17 protein-coding genes are annotated in these 17,357 nt (G+C 69.8%); 11 read left to right on the forward strand and 6 right to left on the reverse strand.

The genetic code is table 11. From position 1 onward, the window contains the following. The 11 genes from P409_RS08035 to P409_RS08085 all read left to right on the forward strand — a co-directional run. A partial coding sequence (locus tag P409_RS08035; protein WP_238578622.1) for a virulence factor family protein occupies positions 1–894 on the forward strand: 894 nt, incomplete at its 5' end. A gap of 171 nt (positions 895–1,065) precedes the next feature. Further along, on the forward strand, positions 1,066–2,499 hold the full coding sequence (locus P409_RS08040; protein WP_034834034.1) for a replicative DNA helicase: 1,434 nt from the start codon (positions 1,066–1,068) through the stop codon (positions 2,497–2,499). Then, a complete protein-coding gene (gene alr, locus P409_RS08045; protein WP_034834037.1) occupies positions 2,489–3,607 on the forward strand; it encodes an alanine racemase in 1,119 nt (372 codons plus the stop codon). The genes P409_RS08040 and alr overlap by 11 nt, the downstream gene beginning before the upstream one ends. Next, complete coding sequence (locus P409_RS08050; RefSeq protein ID WP_034834039.1) at positions 3,604–4,374, forward strand: MlaE family ABC transporter permease; 771 nt, start codon at positions 3,604–3,606, stop codon at positions 4,372–4,374. The genes alr and P409_RS08050 overlap by 4 nt, the downstream gene beginning before the upstream one ends. 5 nt (positions 4,375–4,379) lie before the next feature. Further along, positions 4,380–5,153, forward strand: a complete 774-nt coding sequence (locus P409_RS08055; RefSeq protein WP_034834042.1) for an ABC transporter ATP-binding protein — start codon at positions 4,380–4,382, stop codon at positions 5,151–5,153. Between the two features lie 168 nt (positions 5,154–5,321). Then, a complete protein-coding gene (gene radA, locus P409_RS08060; protein WP_034834045.1) occupies positions 5,322–6,758 on the forward strand; it encodes a DNA repair protein RadA in 1,437 nt (478 codons plus the stop codon). Next, positions 6,694–7,476 (forward strand): CvpA family protein, encoded by a 783-nt coding sequence (locus tag P409_RS36120; protein ID WP_052120173.1) that lies wholly within the window; start codon positions 6,694–6,696, stop codon positions 7,474–7,476. The genes radA and P409_RS36120 overlap by 65 nt, the downstream gene beginning before the upstream one ends. 107 nt (positions 7,477–7,583) lie before the next feature. Further along, a complete protein-coding gene (gene purF / locus P409_RS08070) occupies positions 7,584–9,050 on the forward strand; it encodes an amidophosphoribosyltransferase (protein ID WP_034834047.1) in 1,467 nt (488 codons plus the stop codon). A gap of 4 nt (positions 9,051–9,054) precedes the next feature. Beyond that, complete coding sequence (locus P409_RS08075) at positions 9,055–9,774, forward strand: SDR family NAD(P)-dependent oxidoreductase (RefSeq protein ID WP_052120174.1); 720 nt, start codon at positions 9,055–9,057, stop codon at positions 9,772–9,774. Between the two features lie 69 nt (positions 9,775–9,843). After that, positions 9,844–10,374, forward strand: coding sequence for a hypothetical protein (locus tag P409_RS08080; protein ID WP_034834050.1), 531 nt, complete (start codon positions 9,844–9,846; stop codon positions 10,372–10,374). Beyond that, positions 10,374–10,796, forward strand: a complete 423-nt coding sequence (locus tag P409_RS08085) for a hypothetical protein (RefSeq protein WP_052120175.1) — start codon at positions 10,374–10,376, stop codon at positions 10,794–10,796. Before P409_RS08080 ends, P409_RS08085 begins: the two co-directional genes overlap by 1 nt. 159 nt (positions 10,797–10,955) lie before the next feature. On the opposite strand, the gene P409_RS08090 is transcribed toward P409_RS08085, so the two are convergent. The 6 genes from P409_RS08090 to P409_RS08115 form a co-directional block, all read right to left on the reverse strand. Further along, positions 10,956–11,648 (reverse strand): hypothetical protein, encoded by a 693-nt coding sequence (locus P409_RS08090; RefSeq protein WP_034834052.1) that lies wholly within the window; start codon positions 11,646–11,648, stop codon positions 10,956–10,958. Between the two features lie 79 nt (positions 11,649–11,727). After that, on the reverse strand, positions 11,728–12,906 hold the full coding sequence (locus tag P409_RS08095; RefSeq protein ID WP_034834055.1) for an esterase: 1,179 nt from the start codon (positions 12,904–12,906) through the stop codon (positions 11,728–11,730). Between the two features lie 62 nt (positions 12,907–12,968). Continuing rightward, a complete protein-coding gene (locus tag P409_RS08100) occupies positions 12,969–14,048 on the reverse strand; it encodes an alpha/beta hydrolase-fold protein (RefSeq protein WP_052120176.1) in 1,080 nt (359 codons plus the stop codon). Beyond that, positions 14,041–14,931, reverse strand: a complete 891-nt coding sequence (gene mmsB, locus P409_RS08105) for a 3-hydroxyisobutyrate dehydrogenase (RefSeq protein ID WP_034834058.1) — start codon at positions 14,929–14,931, stop codon at positions 14,041–14,043. Before mmsB ends, P409_RS08100 begins: the two co-directional genes overlap by 8 nt. 42 nt (positions 14,932–14,973) lie before the next feature. Beyond that, positions 14,974–16,041 (reverse strand): enoyl-CoA hydratase/isomerase family protein, encoded by a 1,068-nt coding sequence (locus tag P409_RS08110; protein ID WP_034834061.1) that lies wholly within the window; start codon positions 16,039–16,041, stop codon positions 14,974–14,976. Between the two features lie 17 nt (positions 16,042–16,058). Then, the gene (locus P409_RS08115) at positions 16,059–17,198 is read right to left on the reverse strand and encodes an acyl-CoA dehydrogenase family protein (RefSeq protein ID WP_034834064.1); all 1,140 of its coding nucleotides are present in this window, start codon (positions 17,196–17,198) and stop codon (positions 16,059–16,061) included. Positions 17,199–17,357 lie beyond the last annotated feature (159 nt).

Below are 17,357 nucleotides of genomic sequence, written 5' to 3' on the forward strand. Positions count from 1 at the left end.
GACGCCCCGGCGGCGACTCCGGCGCCCGGCGGCGGCTTCACCTACGGGCCGCAGCCGCACATCCCCGGCTGGTGGCGCCTCGGCCTGCAGCAGCCCGACGCGACGGCCAGCGCCTTCGCTGCGAGCTCCGGCGGCGAGGTGATGACGCTGCCGCCGGACGCGTCGCTGGCCGACCAGGTGGTGGCGATGCTGCACCAGGACGCGCCGGCGGATGCCGATGCCTCCGCCGTCAGCAGCCTGCCGCTGGAGGAGCTCAAGGCCGACGGTCCCTCGCCCACACTGGCAATCATCTATTCCGGCGACGGCGGCTGGCAGGATCTCGACAAGACCATCGGCGAGGCCCTTCAGAGCAAAGGGGTTTCCGTCGTCGGCGTCGACAGCCTGCGCTATTTCTGGAGCCAGCAGACGCCGGAGCAGACGGCGAAGGACCTGGCCCACATCATCGACCATTACGGCAAGGCCTGGGGCGCCCAGAGGGTGATCCTGATCGGCTATTCCTTCGGCGCCAATGTCCTGCCCTTCGCCTACAACCGGCTGCCCGCGGCCGAGAAGGCCAAGATCGACCAGATCAGCCTGCTGGGCCTGGCCGAACGGACCGATTTCGAGATTCGCGTGACCGGCTGGCTCGGCGTCAGTGCCGACGACGACGCGCCGCCGGTGACGCCCGAGCTGAAATCGATCAATCCCGCCCTCATCCAGTGCTTCTACGGCGAGGAGGAGGACGACACCGTCTGCCCGACCCCCGCCATGGCCGGCGCCGAGGTGATCAAGACCACCGGCGGGCACCATTTCGACGGCGATTATGACAGCCTGGCCCGCACCATCATGGATGGGGCCGCGAAACGGCAGCAGGCAGCCCCCGCGGCAACGACAACCAAACCGGCAAACCCCTGATCCGACAGCCGGATTTCGGTTGTCCACAGATCCGTCCACATTCGGTCCCGCTATCCACAGGGTCGCGGGACCGTCGATTGATGGCGGTGCCCCCGCCGCCTGCGGTAGGGTGGGGCGATGGAGAAGTCGCGTCCCGAATCCCCCCTCACCCTCGTTCACAACGCCGACCCTATGGCGAGCCCGACCTACCGGCGGATGCCGGCGAACGAGGAGGCCGAACAGGCGCTGCTCGGCGCCATCCTGGCCAACAACGCCGCGCTGGAGAAGGCGTCGGACTTCCTGCGTCCGGAGCATTTCTATGTCCCGGCGCATGGCCGGATCTATGCTGCGGCGCTGCGACTCGCGGAGCAGAACCGGGTCGCCGACCCGATCAGCCTGAAGCAGTATTTCGAGACCGACAACGAGCTGGAAGGCGTCGGCGGCGCCCAGTACCTGACCGACCTGGCGGCCAGCGTCGTCTCGGTGATGAACGCCGAGGACTATGCCCGGACGATCTACGACCTGTCGCTGCGGCGCCAGCTGATCCTGGCCGGCGAGGAGATCGTCAACGAGGCCTACAAGCTCGACAACGAGCTCGACGGCCCGGCCCAGATCCAGGAGGGCGAGGAGAAGCTGTACCGCCTGTCGAGCTCGGGCGTGCTGCGGAAGGATTTCGAGGCTTTCGGCGACATCCTGGCACGCGCGGTCGACGCGGCCGGCAAGGCGCTGGAGCGCGACACGCCGCTGACCGGCGTGACCACCGGCCTGGCCGAGATCGACAAGATGATGGGCGGCCTGCAGCCATCGGACCTGATCGTCCTGGCCGGCCGGCCGGGCATGGGCAAGACGGCGCTGGCCACCAACATGGCCTTCAATGCCGCCACCGCCTATCTGCGCAAGAACGGCAAGGAGGGCGCCGTGGTCGGCTTCTTCTCGATGGAAATGTCCTCCGAGCAGTTGGCCGTCCGTATCCTGTCCGAGGTCGCCGAGATCGCGTCGGAACGCATCCGCAAGGGCGACATGAAGCGCTCCGACTTCCCGCGCGTGGTCGAAGCGGCGAACCTGATCCGGCAGACGCCGTTCTTCATCGACGACACCGCCGGCGTCTCGATCAGCACCTTAAGAACGCGTGCCATGCGCCTGAAACGCCAGCATAATCTCGGCATGTTGGTGGTCGACTACATTCAGCTGATGAGCGCCGGCGGATCGAAGAAGACCGACAACCGGGTGCAGGAGATCTCGGAGATCACTCGCGGGCTGAAGATCCTGGCCAAGGACCTCAGCATCCCGGTCATCGCCCTGTCCCAGCTGTCGCGCCAGGTCGAGAACCGCGAGGACAAGCGGCCGCAGCTGGCCGACCTGCGCGAATCCGGCTCGATCGAGCAGGACGCCGACGTGGTCATGTTCGTGTATCGCGAGGCCTATTACCTGTCGAAGGGCGAGCCGCCGGAAGGCACGCCGGAGCATCAGGACTGGATGGCGGCGATGGACCGGGTGCACAACGTCGCCGAGGTCATCGTCGCCAAGCAGCGTCATGGCCCGACCGGCACCCGGCGGCTGCATTTCGAGGGCCAGTACACCAAGTTCTCCAACCTGCAGTCCGATCCCAGCTTCGATGACCAGTGAGGCGGCGGCGCTCGGCCGGGCCGGCGCCCTGCTGACCATCGACCTCGACGCCATCGCCGGGAACTGGCGCCGCCTCCGGGCACGGGGCGCGCCGGCGGAATGCGGTGCCGTCCTCAAGGCCGATGCCTACGGCCTCGGCGCCGCGCCGGTCGGCCGCGCCCTGTTCGCGGCCGGCGCCCGCAGCTTCTTCGTCGCGCATCTGGAGGAAGGCCTCGCCCTGCGCGCCGCGCTGGGCGAGGCGCGCATCGTCGTCCTCAACGGCCTGCTGCCGGGCTTCGCCGCCGACTACACGGCCCACGATCTGGTGCCGGCGCTGAACGATCCCGGCGAGATCGCCGCTTGGGCCGCCCACGCCCGGGCGCTCGGCACCGCCCTGCCCGGCTTCGTCCATCTCGACAGCGGCATGAACCGGCTGGGCCTCGCGCCCGAGGATCAGGATCGGCTGGCCGCCGATCCAAGCCTGCTCGACGGCATCGGGCCGATCACCTGGATGACCCACCTCGCCTGCGCCGAGGAGGCCGGCAACCCGATGAGCCGGGCCCAGCTCGACCGTTTCCATCGGGCCGTGGCCAAGCTGCCGCCGGCCCCGGTCAGCATCGCCAACTCCTCCGGCATCTTCCTGGGCCAGGACTTCCACGGCGACCTGACCCGTCCCGGCGCCGCGCTCTACGGCATCAACCCGACGCCGGATCGGCCGAATCCGATGACCTGTGTGGTGCGGGTCGAGGCCCGAATCCTGCAGATCCGCCGCGTTGACACCCCCATGACCGTTGGATACGGTGCCGCGCACCGCGTGGAGGGTCCGGCCCGGCTCGCGACGATCGCCGTCGGCTATGCCGACGGGGTTCCGCGGGCCGCCAGTGGTCGCGGCGCCGTGCGCATCGCAGGCTTCACCGCGCCGATCACCGGCCGCATCTCGATGGATCTGATCACGGTGGACGTGACCCACATTCCCGAAACGCTGGCCGCGCCCGGCGCCCTGGCCGAGATCATCGGCCCGGAGCTGACGCCCGACCGGCTGGGCGAGAGCGCCGGCACCATCGGCTACGAGATCCTCACCAGCCTCGGCCGGCGCTATGCCCGCCGCTATGTCGGCGGGGTGGAATGAACTTTCTCGCCACGATCGGGCGCACCTTCCTCGGCTTCCTCGCCGCGGTCGGCCGCCTCGCGCTGTTCACCCTGGCCGCGCTGGCGCAATGCCTGAAGCCGCCCTTCTATCCGCGGCTGTTCCTGCGCCAGGTGATCGACATCGGCTATTACTCGCTGCCGGTGGTCGGGCTGACGGCGCTGTTCACCGGCATGGTGCTGGCGCTGCAGACCCAGGCGGGCTTCAGCCGCTTCGGCGCCGGCGGCTTCGGCGCCAGTGTCGTCCTGCTGTCGGTGGTGCGCGAGCTGGGGCCGGTGCTCGCCGGCCTGATGGTCGCCGGCCGCATCGGCGCGTCGATGGCGGCCGAGATCGGCACCATGCGGGTGACCGAGCAGATCGACGCGCTCAGCACCCTGTCGACCAACCCGTACAAGTACCTGGTGGCGCCGCGGCTGATCGCCGGCCTGTTGATGCTGCCCTGTCTGGTGATCGTGGCCAACATCATCGGCGTGTTCGGCGGCTTCCTGATCAGCGTCTACCGGCTGGGCGACAACCCGTCGGCCTATATTACGGCGACCTGGCAGGCGCTGGAGGTCGAGGATGTCGTGCTGAGCCTGATGAAGGCCGCGGCCTTCGGCTTCGTCGTCGCGCTGATGGGCTGCTACCACGGCTACAACTCGCGTGGCGGGGCCCAGGGTGTCGGCGCGGCCACCACCAACGCGGTGGTGTCCTCCTCGATCCTGATCCTGCTGTTCGACTTCATGATCACCGGCCTGTATGTGGGGTGACGGCGATGACCACCCCGAAAATCAAGCTGGAAGGCGTGACCAAGGCGTTCGGCCCGAAGCAGGTGCTGCGCGGCATCGACCTGGAGATCGCGGCCGGCGAATCCCTGGTGGTGATCGGCGGCTCCGGCACCGGCAAGTCGGTGCTGCTGAAGTCGATCCTGGGCCTGATCCGGCCGGATCGTGGCCGCATCCTGATCGACGGCGCCGAGACCCAGGACCTGTCGGGCGGTGACCGGGTCGCCCTGATGCGCCGCTTCGGCATGCTGTTCCAGGGCGCCGCCCTGTTCGACAGCCTGAGCGTCTGGGAGAATGTGGCCTTCGGCCTGATCCAGGGCCGCGGCGAATCCCGCAAGCGGGCCAAGGAGATCGCGGTCGACAAGCTGGCCCAGGTCGGCCTCGGCCCCGATGTCGCCGCCCTGTTCCCGGCCGAGCTGTCGGGCGGCATGCAGAAGCGCGTCGGCCTGGCCCGCGCCATCGCGGCGGAGCCGGAGATCATCTTCTTCGACGAGCCGACCACCGGCCTCGACCCGATCATGGCCGATGTGATCAACGACCTGATCGTGAAATGCCGGCGCGAGCTGGGCGCCACCACCCTGTCGATCACCCACGACATGGCCAGCGCCCGCAAGATCGCCGACCGCATCGCCATGATCTGGGAGGGCCGGATCATCTGGGCCGGCCCCGCGGCACAGGTGAACGAGTCCGGCAACCCCTATGTCGACCAGTTCGTGCACGGCCGCGCGGACGGGCCGATCCAGATGCAGGTCCGGGTTTCCTGACGTAAGGTCAGTGCCGATGAGGGGACAGGCCCATCTTCATTTGTCATTGCCGGGCTTGACCCGGCAATCCAGAGAGCCTCGATATCTTCTGGATGCCCGGGTCAAGCCCGGGCATGACAGTGAGGAGGTTTTCCGCCTCTCCACCCGACAACGCCGATAGGCTCCCCCGTGGCGAAGAACGCGACCCGCTACATTTGCCAGAACTGCGGCGCCAGCTATTCCCGCTGGGCCGGGCGCTGCGACTCCTGCGGCGAGTGGAACACCCTGGTCGAGGAGGTGGTCGAGGCCGCGCCCAAGGCGTTCGGCGGGGCCAAGGCCGGCGGCGGCCGGGCCATCGCTTTCACCGATCTCGCCTCCGCCACGATCGACGAGCCGCGCTGGCGCAGCGGCAATGACGAGTTCGACCGGGTCTGCGGCGGCGGCATCGTCCCCGGCTCGGCCATCCTGATCGGCGGCGATCCCGGCATCGGCAAGTCGACCCTGCTGCTGCAGGTGCTGTGCCGCCTGGCCGGCAGCATCGAATGCGCCTATGTGTCCGGCGAGGAGGCGGTCGACCAGATCCGCATGCGGGCGCAGCGCCTGGGCCTGGCGCAGGCGCCGGTGCGCTTGGCCGCCTCGTCCAATGTCCGCGACATCATCGCTGCCATGGACCGGGCGGACGGGCCGAAGGTCGTGGTGATCGATTCGATCCAGACCATGTTCCTGGATGCGCTGGAGAGCGCACCGGGCACCGTCGCCCAGGTCCGCGCCTCGGCCGCCGAGCTGATCCGCCACGCCAAGCGCCGCGGCACCGCGCTGCTGATCGTCGGCCATGTCACCAAGGACGGCGCCATCGCCGGCCCGCGGGTGCTGGAGCACATGGTCGACACCGTGCTCTATTTCGAGGGCGAGCGCGGCCACCAGTTCCGCATCCTGCGCGCGGTGAAGAACCGCTTCGGCGCGACCGACGAGATCGGCGTGTTCGAGATGACCGACGGCGGCCTGGCCGAGGTCAGCAACCCGTCCGAGCTGTTCCTGGCAGACCGCAGCGGCGACGTCTCGGGCGCCGCGGTCTTCGCCGGCCTCGAAGGCACCCGGCCGGTGCTGGTCGAGATCCAGGCCCTGGTCGCGCCCTCGCCGCTCGGTACCCCGCGCCGCGCCGTGGTCGGCTGGGACAATGCGCGCCTCGCCATGGTGCTGGCGGTGCTGGAGGCGCGCTGCGGCGTCGCCATCGGCATGAACGACGTCTACCTCAACGTCGCCGGCGGCCTTCGCATCGCCGAGCCGGCGGCGGACCTGGCGGTGGCGGCCGCCCTGCTCTCCTCCCTCACCGGCGTGCCGGTGCCGCGCGACACGGTCGTGTTCGGCGAGATCGGCCTGTCCGGCGAGATCCGGGCGGTGGGGCAAGGCGACGCGCGGCTGAAGGAAGCCGCGAAGCTTGGATTCGCCGCCGCGATCGTGCCACAAGGGCACCCGAAGCGGGGCCGCGCCCCCAGCCGCGACGCGTTGCCCATCGAGCGGCGCAGCATCGCCCGGCTGGAGGAGCTGGTGGCGCTGTTCCATGTCGACGGGCGCGGCGCCTCGGGAGGCCGCCGCAGGAGTTTCGAGGAGACCGATCCTGGATAGCCTTCCCATCGCCGCCGGCGACATCGCGATCCTGATCATCCTCGCCATCTCGGCCTTCCTGGCGCTGGCGCGCGGCTTCGTGGCCGAGGTGCTGTCGATCGCCGGCTGGGGCGGCGCCGCGCTGGTGACGCTGTGGACCTTCAACGACGCCAAGGCCTATCTGCGCCAGTACATCCAGATGCAGCTCTTGGCCGACATCCTGACCGGGGTCGGCATCTTCGTCGTGGCGCTGGTGATCTTCTCCACCATCAGCCACCTGATTGCCCGGGTGGTGAAGGGCTCGGCCCTCAGCGCCGTCGACCGATCGCTCGGCTTCGTCTTCGGCATCGTCCGCGGCGCGGTGCTGGTCTGCCTGGCCTATCTGCTGCTGACCTGGGTGTTCCCCGAGACCCGCCGGCCGCCCTGGCTGGAGAACGCCCGGATGCTGCCCTGGGTGCAGGCCGGCGCCGAGTACCTTAAGAGCCTGGTGCCGCAGGAGGCGCTGGCCGGCGCCATCGACAAGGCCAAGGAGGCCGCTCCGGCCCTGACGCCGCAGACCGTCACCGACCCGATCGGCAGCCTGCTGAACCAGAATCAGGCGCAGCCGCAGGGCCAGCCGGCGACTCCCGCGCCGGCCCCGGCGCAGCCGCAACCGGCCCAGCCGCAGCACACCCAGCCGGCCGCTCCGGCCCCGGCGCAGCCGGGCATCACCCCGACACACCCGACGCCGACGCATTAGGCCCCTCCGTCGAACGCGGGTGCAACTGGTGGCGGTTGACATTATATAGGCCGCAGACGTTCCGAATGGCGCCGGTGGCGCCCAGGACCAGGAGCCCTCGCGGCGATATGCTGACGACCGACCCCTTCGACCTCACCGGTGACACGCTCCGTGAGGAGTGCGGCATCTTTGGCATCATGGGGCATCCCGAGGCCGCCGCGATGACCGCGCTGGGGCTGCACGCGCTGCAGCACCGCGGGCAGGAGGCCTGCGGCATCGTCTCCCATGACGGCGAGCAGTTCCACGTCCACCGGGCCAACGGCCTGGTCGGCGACGCGTTCTCGTCGCAGTCCGTGGTCGGGCAGCTCAAGGGCAACGCCGCCATCGGCCATGACCGCTATGCCACCACCGGCGGCGCCGGGCTGCGCAACGTCCAGCCGCTGTTCGCTGATTTCGAGTTCGGCGGCTTCGCCATCTCGCACAACGGCAACCTGACCAATGCCGGCCGGCTGCGGCACCAGCTGGTCAGCCGCGGCTGCCTGTTCCAGTCGACCTCGGACACCGAGGTGTTCCTGCACCTGATGGCGACCGCCCGCGGCGGCAACGTGATCGACCGGCTGGTCGAGGCAATGCGCCAGGTCGAGGGCGCCTATTCGCTGATCGCCCTGTCGCCCGATCATGTCATCGGCATCCGCGACCCGATGGGCTTCCGCCCGCTGGTGCTGGGCAAGCTGGAGACCGCATCCGGCACCAGCCACGTGCTGGCGTCGGAGACCTGCGCACTCGACATCATCGACGCCGAGTTCGTGCGCGACGTCGAGCCGGGCGAGATGGTGGTGCTGACCGCCGAGGGCATGACCAGCATCAAGCCGTTCCAGCCGGCCGAGCGGCGCTTCTGCATCTTCGAGTACATCTACTTCGCCCGGCCCGACAGCGTGGTCGAGGGCTCCTCGGTCTACGAGGCGCGGCGGCGGATCGGGGCCGAGCTGGCGATCGAATCGCCGGTCGAGGCCGATGTCATCATCCCTGTGCCGGATTCGGGCGTGCCGTCCGCCATCGGCTTCGCCGGGCAGAGCGGCGTGCCGTTCGAGCTGGGCATCATCCGCAATCACTATGTCGGCCGCACCTTCATCGAGCCGACCGACCAGATCCGCCATCTCGGCGTCCGCCTGAAGCACAACGCCAACCGGGCGATGATCGAGGGCCGACGCGTGGTGCTGGTCGATGATTCGATCGTGCGCGGCACCACCAGCCAGAAGATCGTGAAGATGGTGCGGGCTGCCGGCGCCAAGGAGGTCCATATGCGGATCTCCAGCCCGCCGACGACCAACCCCTGCTTCTACGGCGTCGACACGCCGGAGAAGTCGAAGCTGCTGGCCAGCAACTACTCGGTGCAGCAGATGGCCGAGCTGATCGGCGTCGACAGCCTGGCCTTCATCTCGATCGACGGGCTGTACCGGGCCATGGGCGCGCCGAAGCGGGCCGGCAACGCCCGCCAGTTCTGCGATGCCTGCTTCACCGGCGATTATCCGACGCCGCTGACCGACCACACGGCGGCGCCGCGCCGCAGCTCCGCCCTCTCCGAGCGCGTCTGATCCGATGACCGAGACCACGAGGCCTTTGGAGGGCCGGATCGCGCTCGTCACCGGTGCGTCGCGTGGCTTCGGCGCCGCGGTCGCCGTCCGTCTCGCCGCCGCCGGCGCCCATGTCGTCTGCGCCGCCCGCACCGTCGGCGGGCTGGAGCAGACCGACGACGCCATCAAGGCCGTGGGCGGCACCGCCACGCTGGTGCCGATGGACCTGTTCAAGTTCGAGCAGATCGACCTGCTCGGCGGCTCGCTGGCGCAGCGCTTCGGCAAGCTCGACCTCCTGGTCGCCAACGCCGCAATGCTCGGCCATCTCGGCCCGGTGGCCTACAGCGACCAGAAGGTCTGGGGCCAGGTGCTGGACCTCAACCTCAACGCCAATTACCGGCTGATCCGCTCGGTCGACCCGCTGCTGCGGGCCGCCGCGGCGCCGCGTGCGGTCTTCGTCACCGACCGCATCGCCCGCAGCGGCATCGCCTATTGGAGTGCCTACGCCGTGGCCAAGGCCGGGCTAGACACCCTCGCCGGGCTTTACGCCGCCGAGACGGCGAAGACGCCGCTGCGCGTGGCGCTGTTCCACCCCGGCCCGATGGCCACCCGCCTGCGCGAGCAGGGCTTCCCGGGCGAGGCCGCCAATGCACAGCCGGCGCCGGACGCCGCCGCCGACCGCCTCACCGCCCGGCTGCTGTCGGACGACGGCCTCGCCGCCGGCAAGGTCGCCGACTGGGACTAGGGTCCCCATAATCTCTTCACATTTACCCTGAACAGTGCCCGCGGTTCCTTGGGGGGAGAGAACGGCGAGATGACACGAGCGGCGACGACGGCCCTGGCCTTCGGCCTAGCCCTGGCGGCCGGCCCGGCGGCGGCACAGGCCCTGTCCCAGGCGGAGGTCCTGCAGCTGGCGAAGGACGCCTGCAAGGCCAAGGATTTCTCGCTGATGTTCGGCTATTTCGCCCAGAATGACAGCGTACGGGCCGCCTTGACCGCGCCCGAGATCCAGATCCGCAGCCTCGCCCGGCCGGGGCAGATCCAGCGCATGGTCAAGGGCGCGGAGTATCGCGACTTCAAGATCGCGATGATCGACTACAGCTTCTTCGACGCCGAATCGGCCGACCGATTCGACGCCGGCCAGTCCGAGGCGCTGGAGGCTCTCAAGCTCGACATCACCGAGGAACCCGGCGGCGCCTATCGCGTCACCTATGTGAAGGCCGAGTACGGGCCGCCCGGCGAGGACGAGGAATACGGCGAGCTGATCCGCACCTACGGCCAGCCCGGCGCGTATCTGTTCGAGCCGCGCGACGGCTGCTGGCAGCTGACCCAGGATTTCCGCTAATGCGCCGCCTGCTCCCTGCCCTGCTGCTCGCCGCCGGCATCGGCACCGCCGCTCCGGCCGAAGCCGCTGCTCCTGCCTGCCCATCGACCGACATCGACGCCTTCCTCAAGGTCTTCATCGACGATGTCGCCGTACAGCGCGCCTTCACGGCGCAGCCGCTGAAGGACCAGTATGTCGACGCCACCGCGGAGCCCGAGCCGCGCCCGGTGACCCAGATGCTGTCCGAGCCCGCGCTGACCTTCCCGGTGATCCCGACCCGCAGCGAACGAGCCACGCTGGGCCTCGAGGCACGGTGGCTCGAGCGCGGAGAGGCTCGAGCGGTGCTGCGGCTGGCGAAGCCGGACAGCGACCTGCAGCTCACCTACACCTTCGACAAGCAGGGCTGCTGGCGCCTCGTCGAGCGGGTCGACGACTCGCTCTGATTCGGGGCGGCACAACAAAGCCGTCATCGCGAGGCGCGCACGCGCCGTGGCGATCCAGGGGCCGGTGCCGCTGGATGGCCACGCCCCTGCGGGGCTCGCCATGACGGTTTGAGGATGGGCAGGACGGTGTGGGCGGCAGCGCTCAGCTGCTGTCCGATCTCAGCCCCAGGGCGGGTGGGCGAGCCTCGTCTTGGTGGACAGGTCCACCCAGATGGGCACCGCCTTCCGGCCCTCCTTGTAGCTGGCGTACCGGCCCGGCTTCGGACCATCCGCCGGCCACCAGACCAGCTCCAGCCGGTCATCCTCGCCCTCGGGATCATTGATCCCCCAGGACGGGTCGGGGCGGGCGCCCATGCCTCGGCACAGCCGCAGCACGATCTCGTCGAGCGGCAGCTTGGCCAACGCCAGAGCGGCCTTGATGTCGTCGGTCTCGAGCAGCCGCTCCCGCATGCCGCCGGCGCGTTCCACCCGGTCGCCGCCGATGGCGGGATCGCGCTCGACCGCGCCGTCGTCGGCCGCCTCGCCGCGCCGCGTGTCCGTCGCCTCGGCCTGACGGATTGCGTCCTCTTCGGCCGGATCCAGCCCCGCCTCGCGCTGCCGCGCGAAATGATCCTCAAGCACCAGGGTGCGGCGCAGGCAGCGGGCGGCGCGGTCGATCGCCAGGTCCAGCATCCTGACCGCCCGGAAGTCGCCGGCCTTGATCGCGGCGAGAAGGGCACCGTGCAGGGCCTCGCAGCGCTCCATCGTCATATCCGCCAGCCGCCCGAGCACCCACTCCGCCCGGACGGGATCACCCTGGGCGGTGTCTGGCCGGTCATTGGCCGGGACGGAGATGGAGTGCGATCCGCTCATGGAACATATCATGAACGAAATCCAAAGACTGCGCAATGAACATTGTGTGACCGCCATGGAGGCCACGCCTGACGGCCGGTCAGTCCCGGAAGATCTTCTGCAGGAAATCGGCCAGCGATGGGCGCCACACCGCCATCTCGTGATAAAGGCCGGGATATTCCTTGTAATCGTAGCGGATGCCGGCGGCGTCGAGGTCCTTCCGCAGCCCGGCGATGTCCTTGCCCGTGATGGTGTCGTCGCTGCCGACCGTGACGGTGAAGCCCTTCAGGCTGGCATTGACCTTGGCCGGATCGGCCAGCGCCTTGGCGATGCCGGCATCCGGCACCGTGGTCTGCGACACGCCGCTGAAGGTCGCCAGCCAGGCGAAGGTGCCGAGATGGCCGAGGCCGGACACCAGCGCCTGGTAGCCGCCCTGAGACAGGCCGGCCAGCGCCCGCCCTGCCGCGTCGGTGCGCACCCGGTAATGCGCCTCCATATACGGGATGATGTCCTCGATCAGCTCGCGGTCGGCCGCGGCGGCGTTCGCCGGATAGAAGGTCTGGCGCCGGGTCGCGCCCGGGAAATCCTCCGCCACCGCCGCGGCGATGTCGGTCTCGGTGTCGGGGATCACCACGATCATCGGCACGATCTTCTTCTCGGCCAGCAGATTGTCGAGGATCTGCGGCGCCCGGCCCTGGGTGACCCAGGACCACACCGTGTCGCCGAAGCCGTGATAGAGGTACAGCACCGGCAACGGCGCCGACCCGTCGCCATAGCCCGGCGGCGTCCACACCAGCATCTGCCGTTCGGAGCCCAGCGCCTTGCTGGACAGGGTCACGACCCGCAGGTCGCCATGCGGCACCGGCCTGGTGTCGACGATGCTGCCCGGCACCACGACCAGGCTGGTGTTGACCTGGCGCTGCGGCTTCGGTGCGGCAGTGCCGATGTCGGTGGCGCGGAAGCCGTCGACGTTGAAATAGTACTCGTAGAGGTCGGGCTCGACCGGGCCGACCGCGACGCTCCAGACGCCGCGGCCGTCCTTGGTCATCGGCGTCGCCTTGACCTTGGCCGGATCCATCGAGCCGAACACGACCGAGACGGCCTTCGCCTCCGGCGCGAACAGCCGGAAGGTGATGCGGCGGTCCGTCTCGACCCGGGTGACGAAGTCGCGCAGCGGCTGGTCGGTCGGCGGCAGGGCGGGGATGCCGGGATCGGCGGCCATCGACGGCGCCCCGCCCAGCGCCAGGAGAACCGCGATCGAGACGGAGATCTTGCGCATAGGAGGCCCTCCCGAGTCGTCAGGCTGCGATTATGCCCGACGAACGGAAGGAACCGATCCGGTCACGTCTTGAAGATCGTCTGCGCGAAGTCGATCAGGGACGGCCGCCACACTGCCATCTCGTGGGCCAGGCCGGGATACTCGGTGTAGCGGTAGCGGATGCCGGCCGCGTCCAGCGCCCGGCGCAGGTCGCGCGCATCCTCCCCGGTCACCGTATCGTCCGATCCCAGCGTGACGCTGAAGTCGCGCAGCGTGGCGTTGACCCGGTCCGGCTCCGCCAGCGCCCGGGCGATGCCGTCATGCGGCACCGTCGCCTGCGACACGCCGCTGAAGGTGCCCAGCCAGCCGAAGGCGCCGAGATGGCCGAGGCCGGAGACCAGCGCCTGGTAGCCACCCTGAGACAGCCCGGCGATCGCCCTCCCCGCCGCATCGGTCCGCACCCGGTAGTTCGCCTCCAGATGCGGGAGGATGTCCTGCATCAGCTCCCGGTCCACGGCGGCGGCGTTGGGCGGGTAGAAGTCGCGGCGGCGGGTGGCGTCCGGGAACTCCTCCGGGATCACGCCCGGGATATCGGCCTCGGTCCCGGCGAAGACCACGATCATCGGCGCGATCCGGCCCTCGGCCAGCAGGTTGTCCAGGATCTGCGGCGCCCGGCCCTGCAGCACCCAGGACCACGCCGTGTCGCCATAGCCGTGATACAGCACCAGCAGGGGCAGCGGCGCCGAGGCGTCGCCATAGCCCGGCGGAGTCCAGACCAGGAACTGACGCTCCATCCCCAGGGCCGTGCTGTGCCGGGTCACCACCCGCAGGTCGCCATGCGGCACCGGCCGCGTGTCGAGGATGCTGCCCGGCACCAGGATCAGGCTGGCATTGAGCTGGCGCTGCGGCTTCGGCGTCGCCGTGCCGGTGTCGGGCGCGGCGAAGCCGTCGACGCTGAAGCCGTATTCGTAGAGCCCGGGCGCAAGCGGACCAAGCACCGCCTCCCACACGCCCTGTGCGTTCCGGGCCAGCGGCACGGAGCCGAGCGGGTGAAAGTTGACCGTCACCGACCGTGCCGCCGGCGCCACCAGCCGGACGGTGACGCGCCGGTCGGGCCCGACCCGGGTCAGCCGGTCACGCTGCAGCCCGACCGGCTCACTCACCGGAGATCATCTTGAAGATACCAGAGAAATCAGTATCTTGTTCACCGTCGTTCACAAACAAGGTGTAGAGCGAGGCGGCCGCGGCGCCGAGCGGGGTGGCGGCGCCGGCGGCCTGGGCCGCGGCCTGGGACAGGCGCAGGTCCTTCAGCATCATCGCCGCGGTGAAGCCGGGCTTGTAGTCGCGGTTGGCCGGCGAGGTCGGCACCGGGCCCGGCACCGGGCAATAGGTGGTCAGCGACCAGCACTGGCCGGAGCTCTTCGACGACACGTCGAACAGCTTCTGCCGCTCCAGCCCCAGCTTGTCGGCCAGGGCGAAGGCCTCCGACACCGCGATCATCGAGATGCCGAGCACCATGTTGTTGCAGATCTTGGCCGCCTGGCCGGTGCCGGGGCCGCCGGTGTGGATGACCGCCTTGCCCATTGCCTGCAGCACCGGCTCGGCCCGGTGGAAAGCCTCATCCGGGCCGCCGACCATGAAGGTCAGGGTGCCGGCCGCGGCGCCGCCGGTGCCGCCGGAGACCGGCGCGTCGACCATGGCGAAGCCGCGCGACGCCGCCTCTTTCGCGATCAGCCGGGCGCTGTCGACATCGATGGTCGAGCAGTCGATCAGCAGCGCCCCCGCCGGCGCGCTGGCGCAGACGCCAGTGTCGCCGAGATAGGCCTCGCGGGCATGGCCGCCGGTCGGCAGCATGCTGATCACCACCTGGGCGTCGTCGACCGCCGCGGCGATCGACGGCCTGGCGGCGATCCCCTCCTTCGCCACCGCCTCGCGCACCGCATCCACCGGGTCGAAGCCAGCCACCTGATGCCCGGCCTTGACCAGGTTCAGCGCCATCGGCCGGCCCATATGGCCGAGCCCGAGAAAGGCGATACGCAGCGACATCGGGGGTCTCCTCACACCGGGCGTTCGCCGCCCGTCCTTGGTTCAGTCGAAGCTCAGCTCGCGGCCGGGCAGCGGCTGGAAATAGGCGGCGACCGCGGCATCGTCCACCTCGCCCAGCGTCGCAGGCCGCCATGTCGGGTCGCGGGTCTTGTCGACCAGCTGCGCGCGCACGCCCTCGAAGAAGTCGGGCTTGGCCAGGAAGCGGTGGACCATGCGGTACTCCATCGCGGCCACCGCATCATAGATCATGGTCTTGCCCTGGCGGACCTGCCGCAGCGTCACCTTCAGGCTGGTCGGCGACCCGGCGCGGATCTGCGCCGCCGCTTCCTGCGCCCATTCGCCGGGCTCGGCATCCAGCGCCGCCAGGATCTCCTCCACCGTGTCGTGGCCGAAGCAGCGGTCGATCGCCGGGCGCAGCGGTGCCAGGCTGGATGCGCCGGGATCGGCAGCGAAGGTCTGCAGCGTCTGCTCCGCCACAACCCCGCCCTGGCCGATCCATTCGGCATCGGCGAGCGCCGCGACCAGGTCGTCGACCCGCCCGGAGGCGACGTGATGCGTGCCCATCCGGCTGTACAGCATGTCGGCGGCGCCGATCCGCGCCCCGGTCAGGGCCAGATAGGTGCCGATCTCGCCCGGGCAGCGCGACAGGAACCAGCCGCCGCCGATATCCGGGAACAGGCCGATGCCGCATTCCGGCATGGCGCTCAGCGTCTTTTCGGTCGTCACCCGGTGCGAGCCGTGCACCGACAGGCCCAGGCCGCCGCCCATGGTCACGCCGTCCAGGAGCGCGATCCAGGGCTTGGGGAAATGATGGATGGCGTGGTTCAGCCGGTACTCGACCCAGAAGAAATCCTGGTCCCGGTCGTCGCCGGGCGTGCCGGATTTCGGCCCATGCTCGTACACGGCGCGGATGTCGCCGCCGGCGCAGAAGGCGCGGTCGCCGGCGCCGCGCAGCACCACGGCATGCAGCTCCGGATCCTCCGCCCATTCCGCCATCCGCGGCAGCAGCGCCCGGCACATCGGCAGCGTCAGCGCGTTCAGCGCCTTCGGCCGGTTCAGCGTCACGATGGCGATCGGCCCCTCTCGGTCGATCAGGATCTCGTCGGTCATGGCGGTCTCTTCCGGCCTCACTCCGCCAGCAGGCGGCGGGCCACGATCAGGCGCATGATCTCGTTGGTGCCTTCCAGGATCTGGTTGACGCGGACGTCGCGCAGGAAGCGCTCCACCGGATACTCCTTGATGTAGCCGTAGCCGCCATGCAGCTGCAGCGCATCGTTGCAGATCCGGAAGCCGGCGTCGGTGGCGAAGCGCTTGGCCATGGCGCAATGCTGGGTCGCGTCCGGGTCGCGCCGGTCCAGCGAATCCGCGGCGCGATGGATCATCAGCCGGGCCGCGTCCAGGTCGATCGCCATGTCGGCCAGCTTGAACTGCAGCGCCTGGAACTCGGCGATCTTCCGGCCGAACTGGCTGCGCTGCAGCATGTGGCCGCGCGCCGCCTCCAGGCAGGCCCGGGCGCCGCCCAGCGAGCAGGCGCCGATATTCACCCGGCCACCGTCCAGCCCCTTCATCGCGAAGGTGAAGCCCTGCCCCTCCTCGCCCAGCCGGTTGGCCACCGGGACGCGGCAATCCTCGAAGATCACCATGGTGGTGGCCTGGCTGTTCCAGCCCAGCTTCTTCTCCTTCTTGCCGAAGGACAGGCCGGGCGTGCCCTTCTCGACCAGGATGGCCGAGATGCCCTTCGGCCCCGCCTCCCCGGTCCGCGCCATCACGACATAGACGTCGGAGGTCGAGCCACCGGAGATGAAGGCCTTGGTGCCGTTCAGCACGTAATGGTCGCCGTCGCGCACCGCGCGGGTGCGCAGCGACGCCGCGTCGGAGCCGGAGCCGGGCTCGGTCAGGCAGTAGCTGGCGAAGCGCTCCATCGTCATCATCGACGGCAGGAAGCGCGCCTTCAGCTCCTCCGACCCGAAGCTGTCGATCATCCAGCCGACCATGTTGTGGATCGAGACATAGGCGGCGGTGGAGACGCAGGCGGCCGCCAGTTCCTCGAACACGATCGCGGCGTCGCGCCGGGTCAGACCGCTGCCGCCATGCGCCTCGCCGCAATAGATGCCGGCGAAACCCAACGCGGCAGCCTGGCGCAGCGTGTCGACCGGGAAGATCTGCTCCTCGTCCCAGCGGGCGGCATGGGGCGCCATCTGCTCCGCGGCGAAGGCGCGCGCGGCATCGCGGATGGCTTCCTGTTCGGCGTTCAGCGTGAAGCTCATGGGATGAGCGTGGCCGCAACCGGGCGCGGGATCAAGTGGCCGCGTGTACGATTCTTTCGCGCTGCGGCGGAGGGGGCCGGCGCAGTATGATGAGCATCCCGCTGCCGGAGAGCGTCATGCCCGACTTCGCCCCCGCCCTCGCCGAAGCCCAGGCCGTGC

This window comes from Inquilinus limosus MP06 (genome assembly GCF_000767795.1).
Lineage (GTDB): Bacteria > Pseudomonadota > Alphaproteobacteria > DSM-16000 > Inquilinaceae > Inquilinus > Inquilinus limosus_E.

Coding starts and splice junctions, on each gene's coding strand:
- P409_RS08040 (WP_034834034.1), top strand. CDS start 1,066: ATGGCGAGCCCGACCTACCGGCGGATGCCGGCGAACGAGGAGGCCGAA.
- alr (WP_034834037.1), top strand. CDS start 2,489: ATGACCAGTGAGGCGGCGGCGCTCGGCCGGGCCGGCGCCCTGCTGACC.
- P409_RS08050 (WP_034834039.1), top strand. CDS start 3,604: ATGAACTTTCTCGCCACGATCGGGCGCACCTTCCTCGGCTTCCTCGCC.
- P409_RS08055 (WP_034834042.1), top strand. CDS start 4,380: ATGACCACCCCGAAAATCAAGCTGGAAGGCGTGACCAAGGCGTTCGGC.
- P409_RS36120 (WP_052120173.1), top strand. CDS start 6,694: ATGTCGACGGGCGCGGCGCCTCGGGAGGCCGCCGCAGGAGTTTCGAGG.
- purF (WP_034834047.1), top strand. CDS start 7,584: ATGCTGACGACCGACCCCTTCGACCTCACCGGTGACACGCTCCGTGAG.
- P409_RS08075 (WP_052120174.1), top strand. CDS start 9,055: ATGACCGAGACCACGAGGCCTTTGGAGGGCCGGATCGCGCTCGTCACC.
- P409_RS08080 (WP_034834050.1), top strand. CDS start 9,844: ATGACACGAGCGGCGACGACGGCCCTGGCCTTCGGCCTAGCCCTGGCG.
- P409_RS08085 (WP_052120175.1), top strand. CDS start 10,374: ATGCGCCGCCTGCTCCCTGCCCTGCTGCTCGCCGCCGGCATCGGCACC.
- P409_RS08090 (WP_034834052.1), bottom strand. CDS start 11,648: ATGAGCGGATCGCACTCCATCTCCGTCCCGGCCAATGACCGGCCAGAC.
- P409_RS08095 (WP_034834055.1), bottom strand. CDS start 12,906: ATGCGCAAGATCTCCGTCTCGATCGCGGTTCTCCTGGCGCTGGGCGGG.
- mmsB (WP_034834058.1), bottom strand. CDS start 14,931: ATGTCGCTGCGTATCGCCTTTCTCGGGCTCGGCCATATGGGCCGGCCG.
- P409_RS08110 (WP_034834061.1), bottom strand. CDS start 16,041: ATGACCGACGAGATCCTGATCGACCGAGAGGGGCCGATCGCCATCGTG.
- P409_RS08115 (WP_034834064.1), bottom strand. CDS start 17,198: ATGAGCTTCACGCTGAACGCCGAACAGGAAGCCATCCGCGATGCCGCG.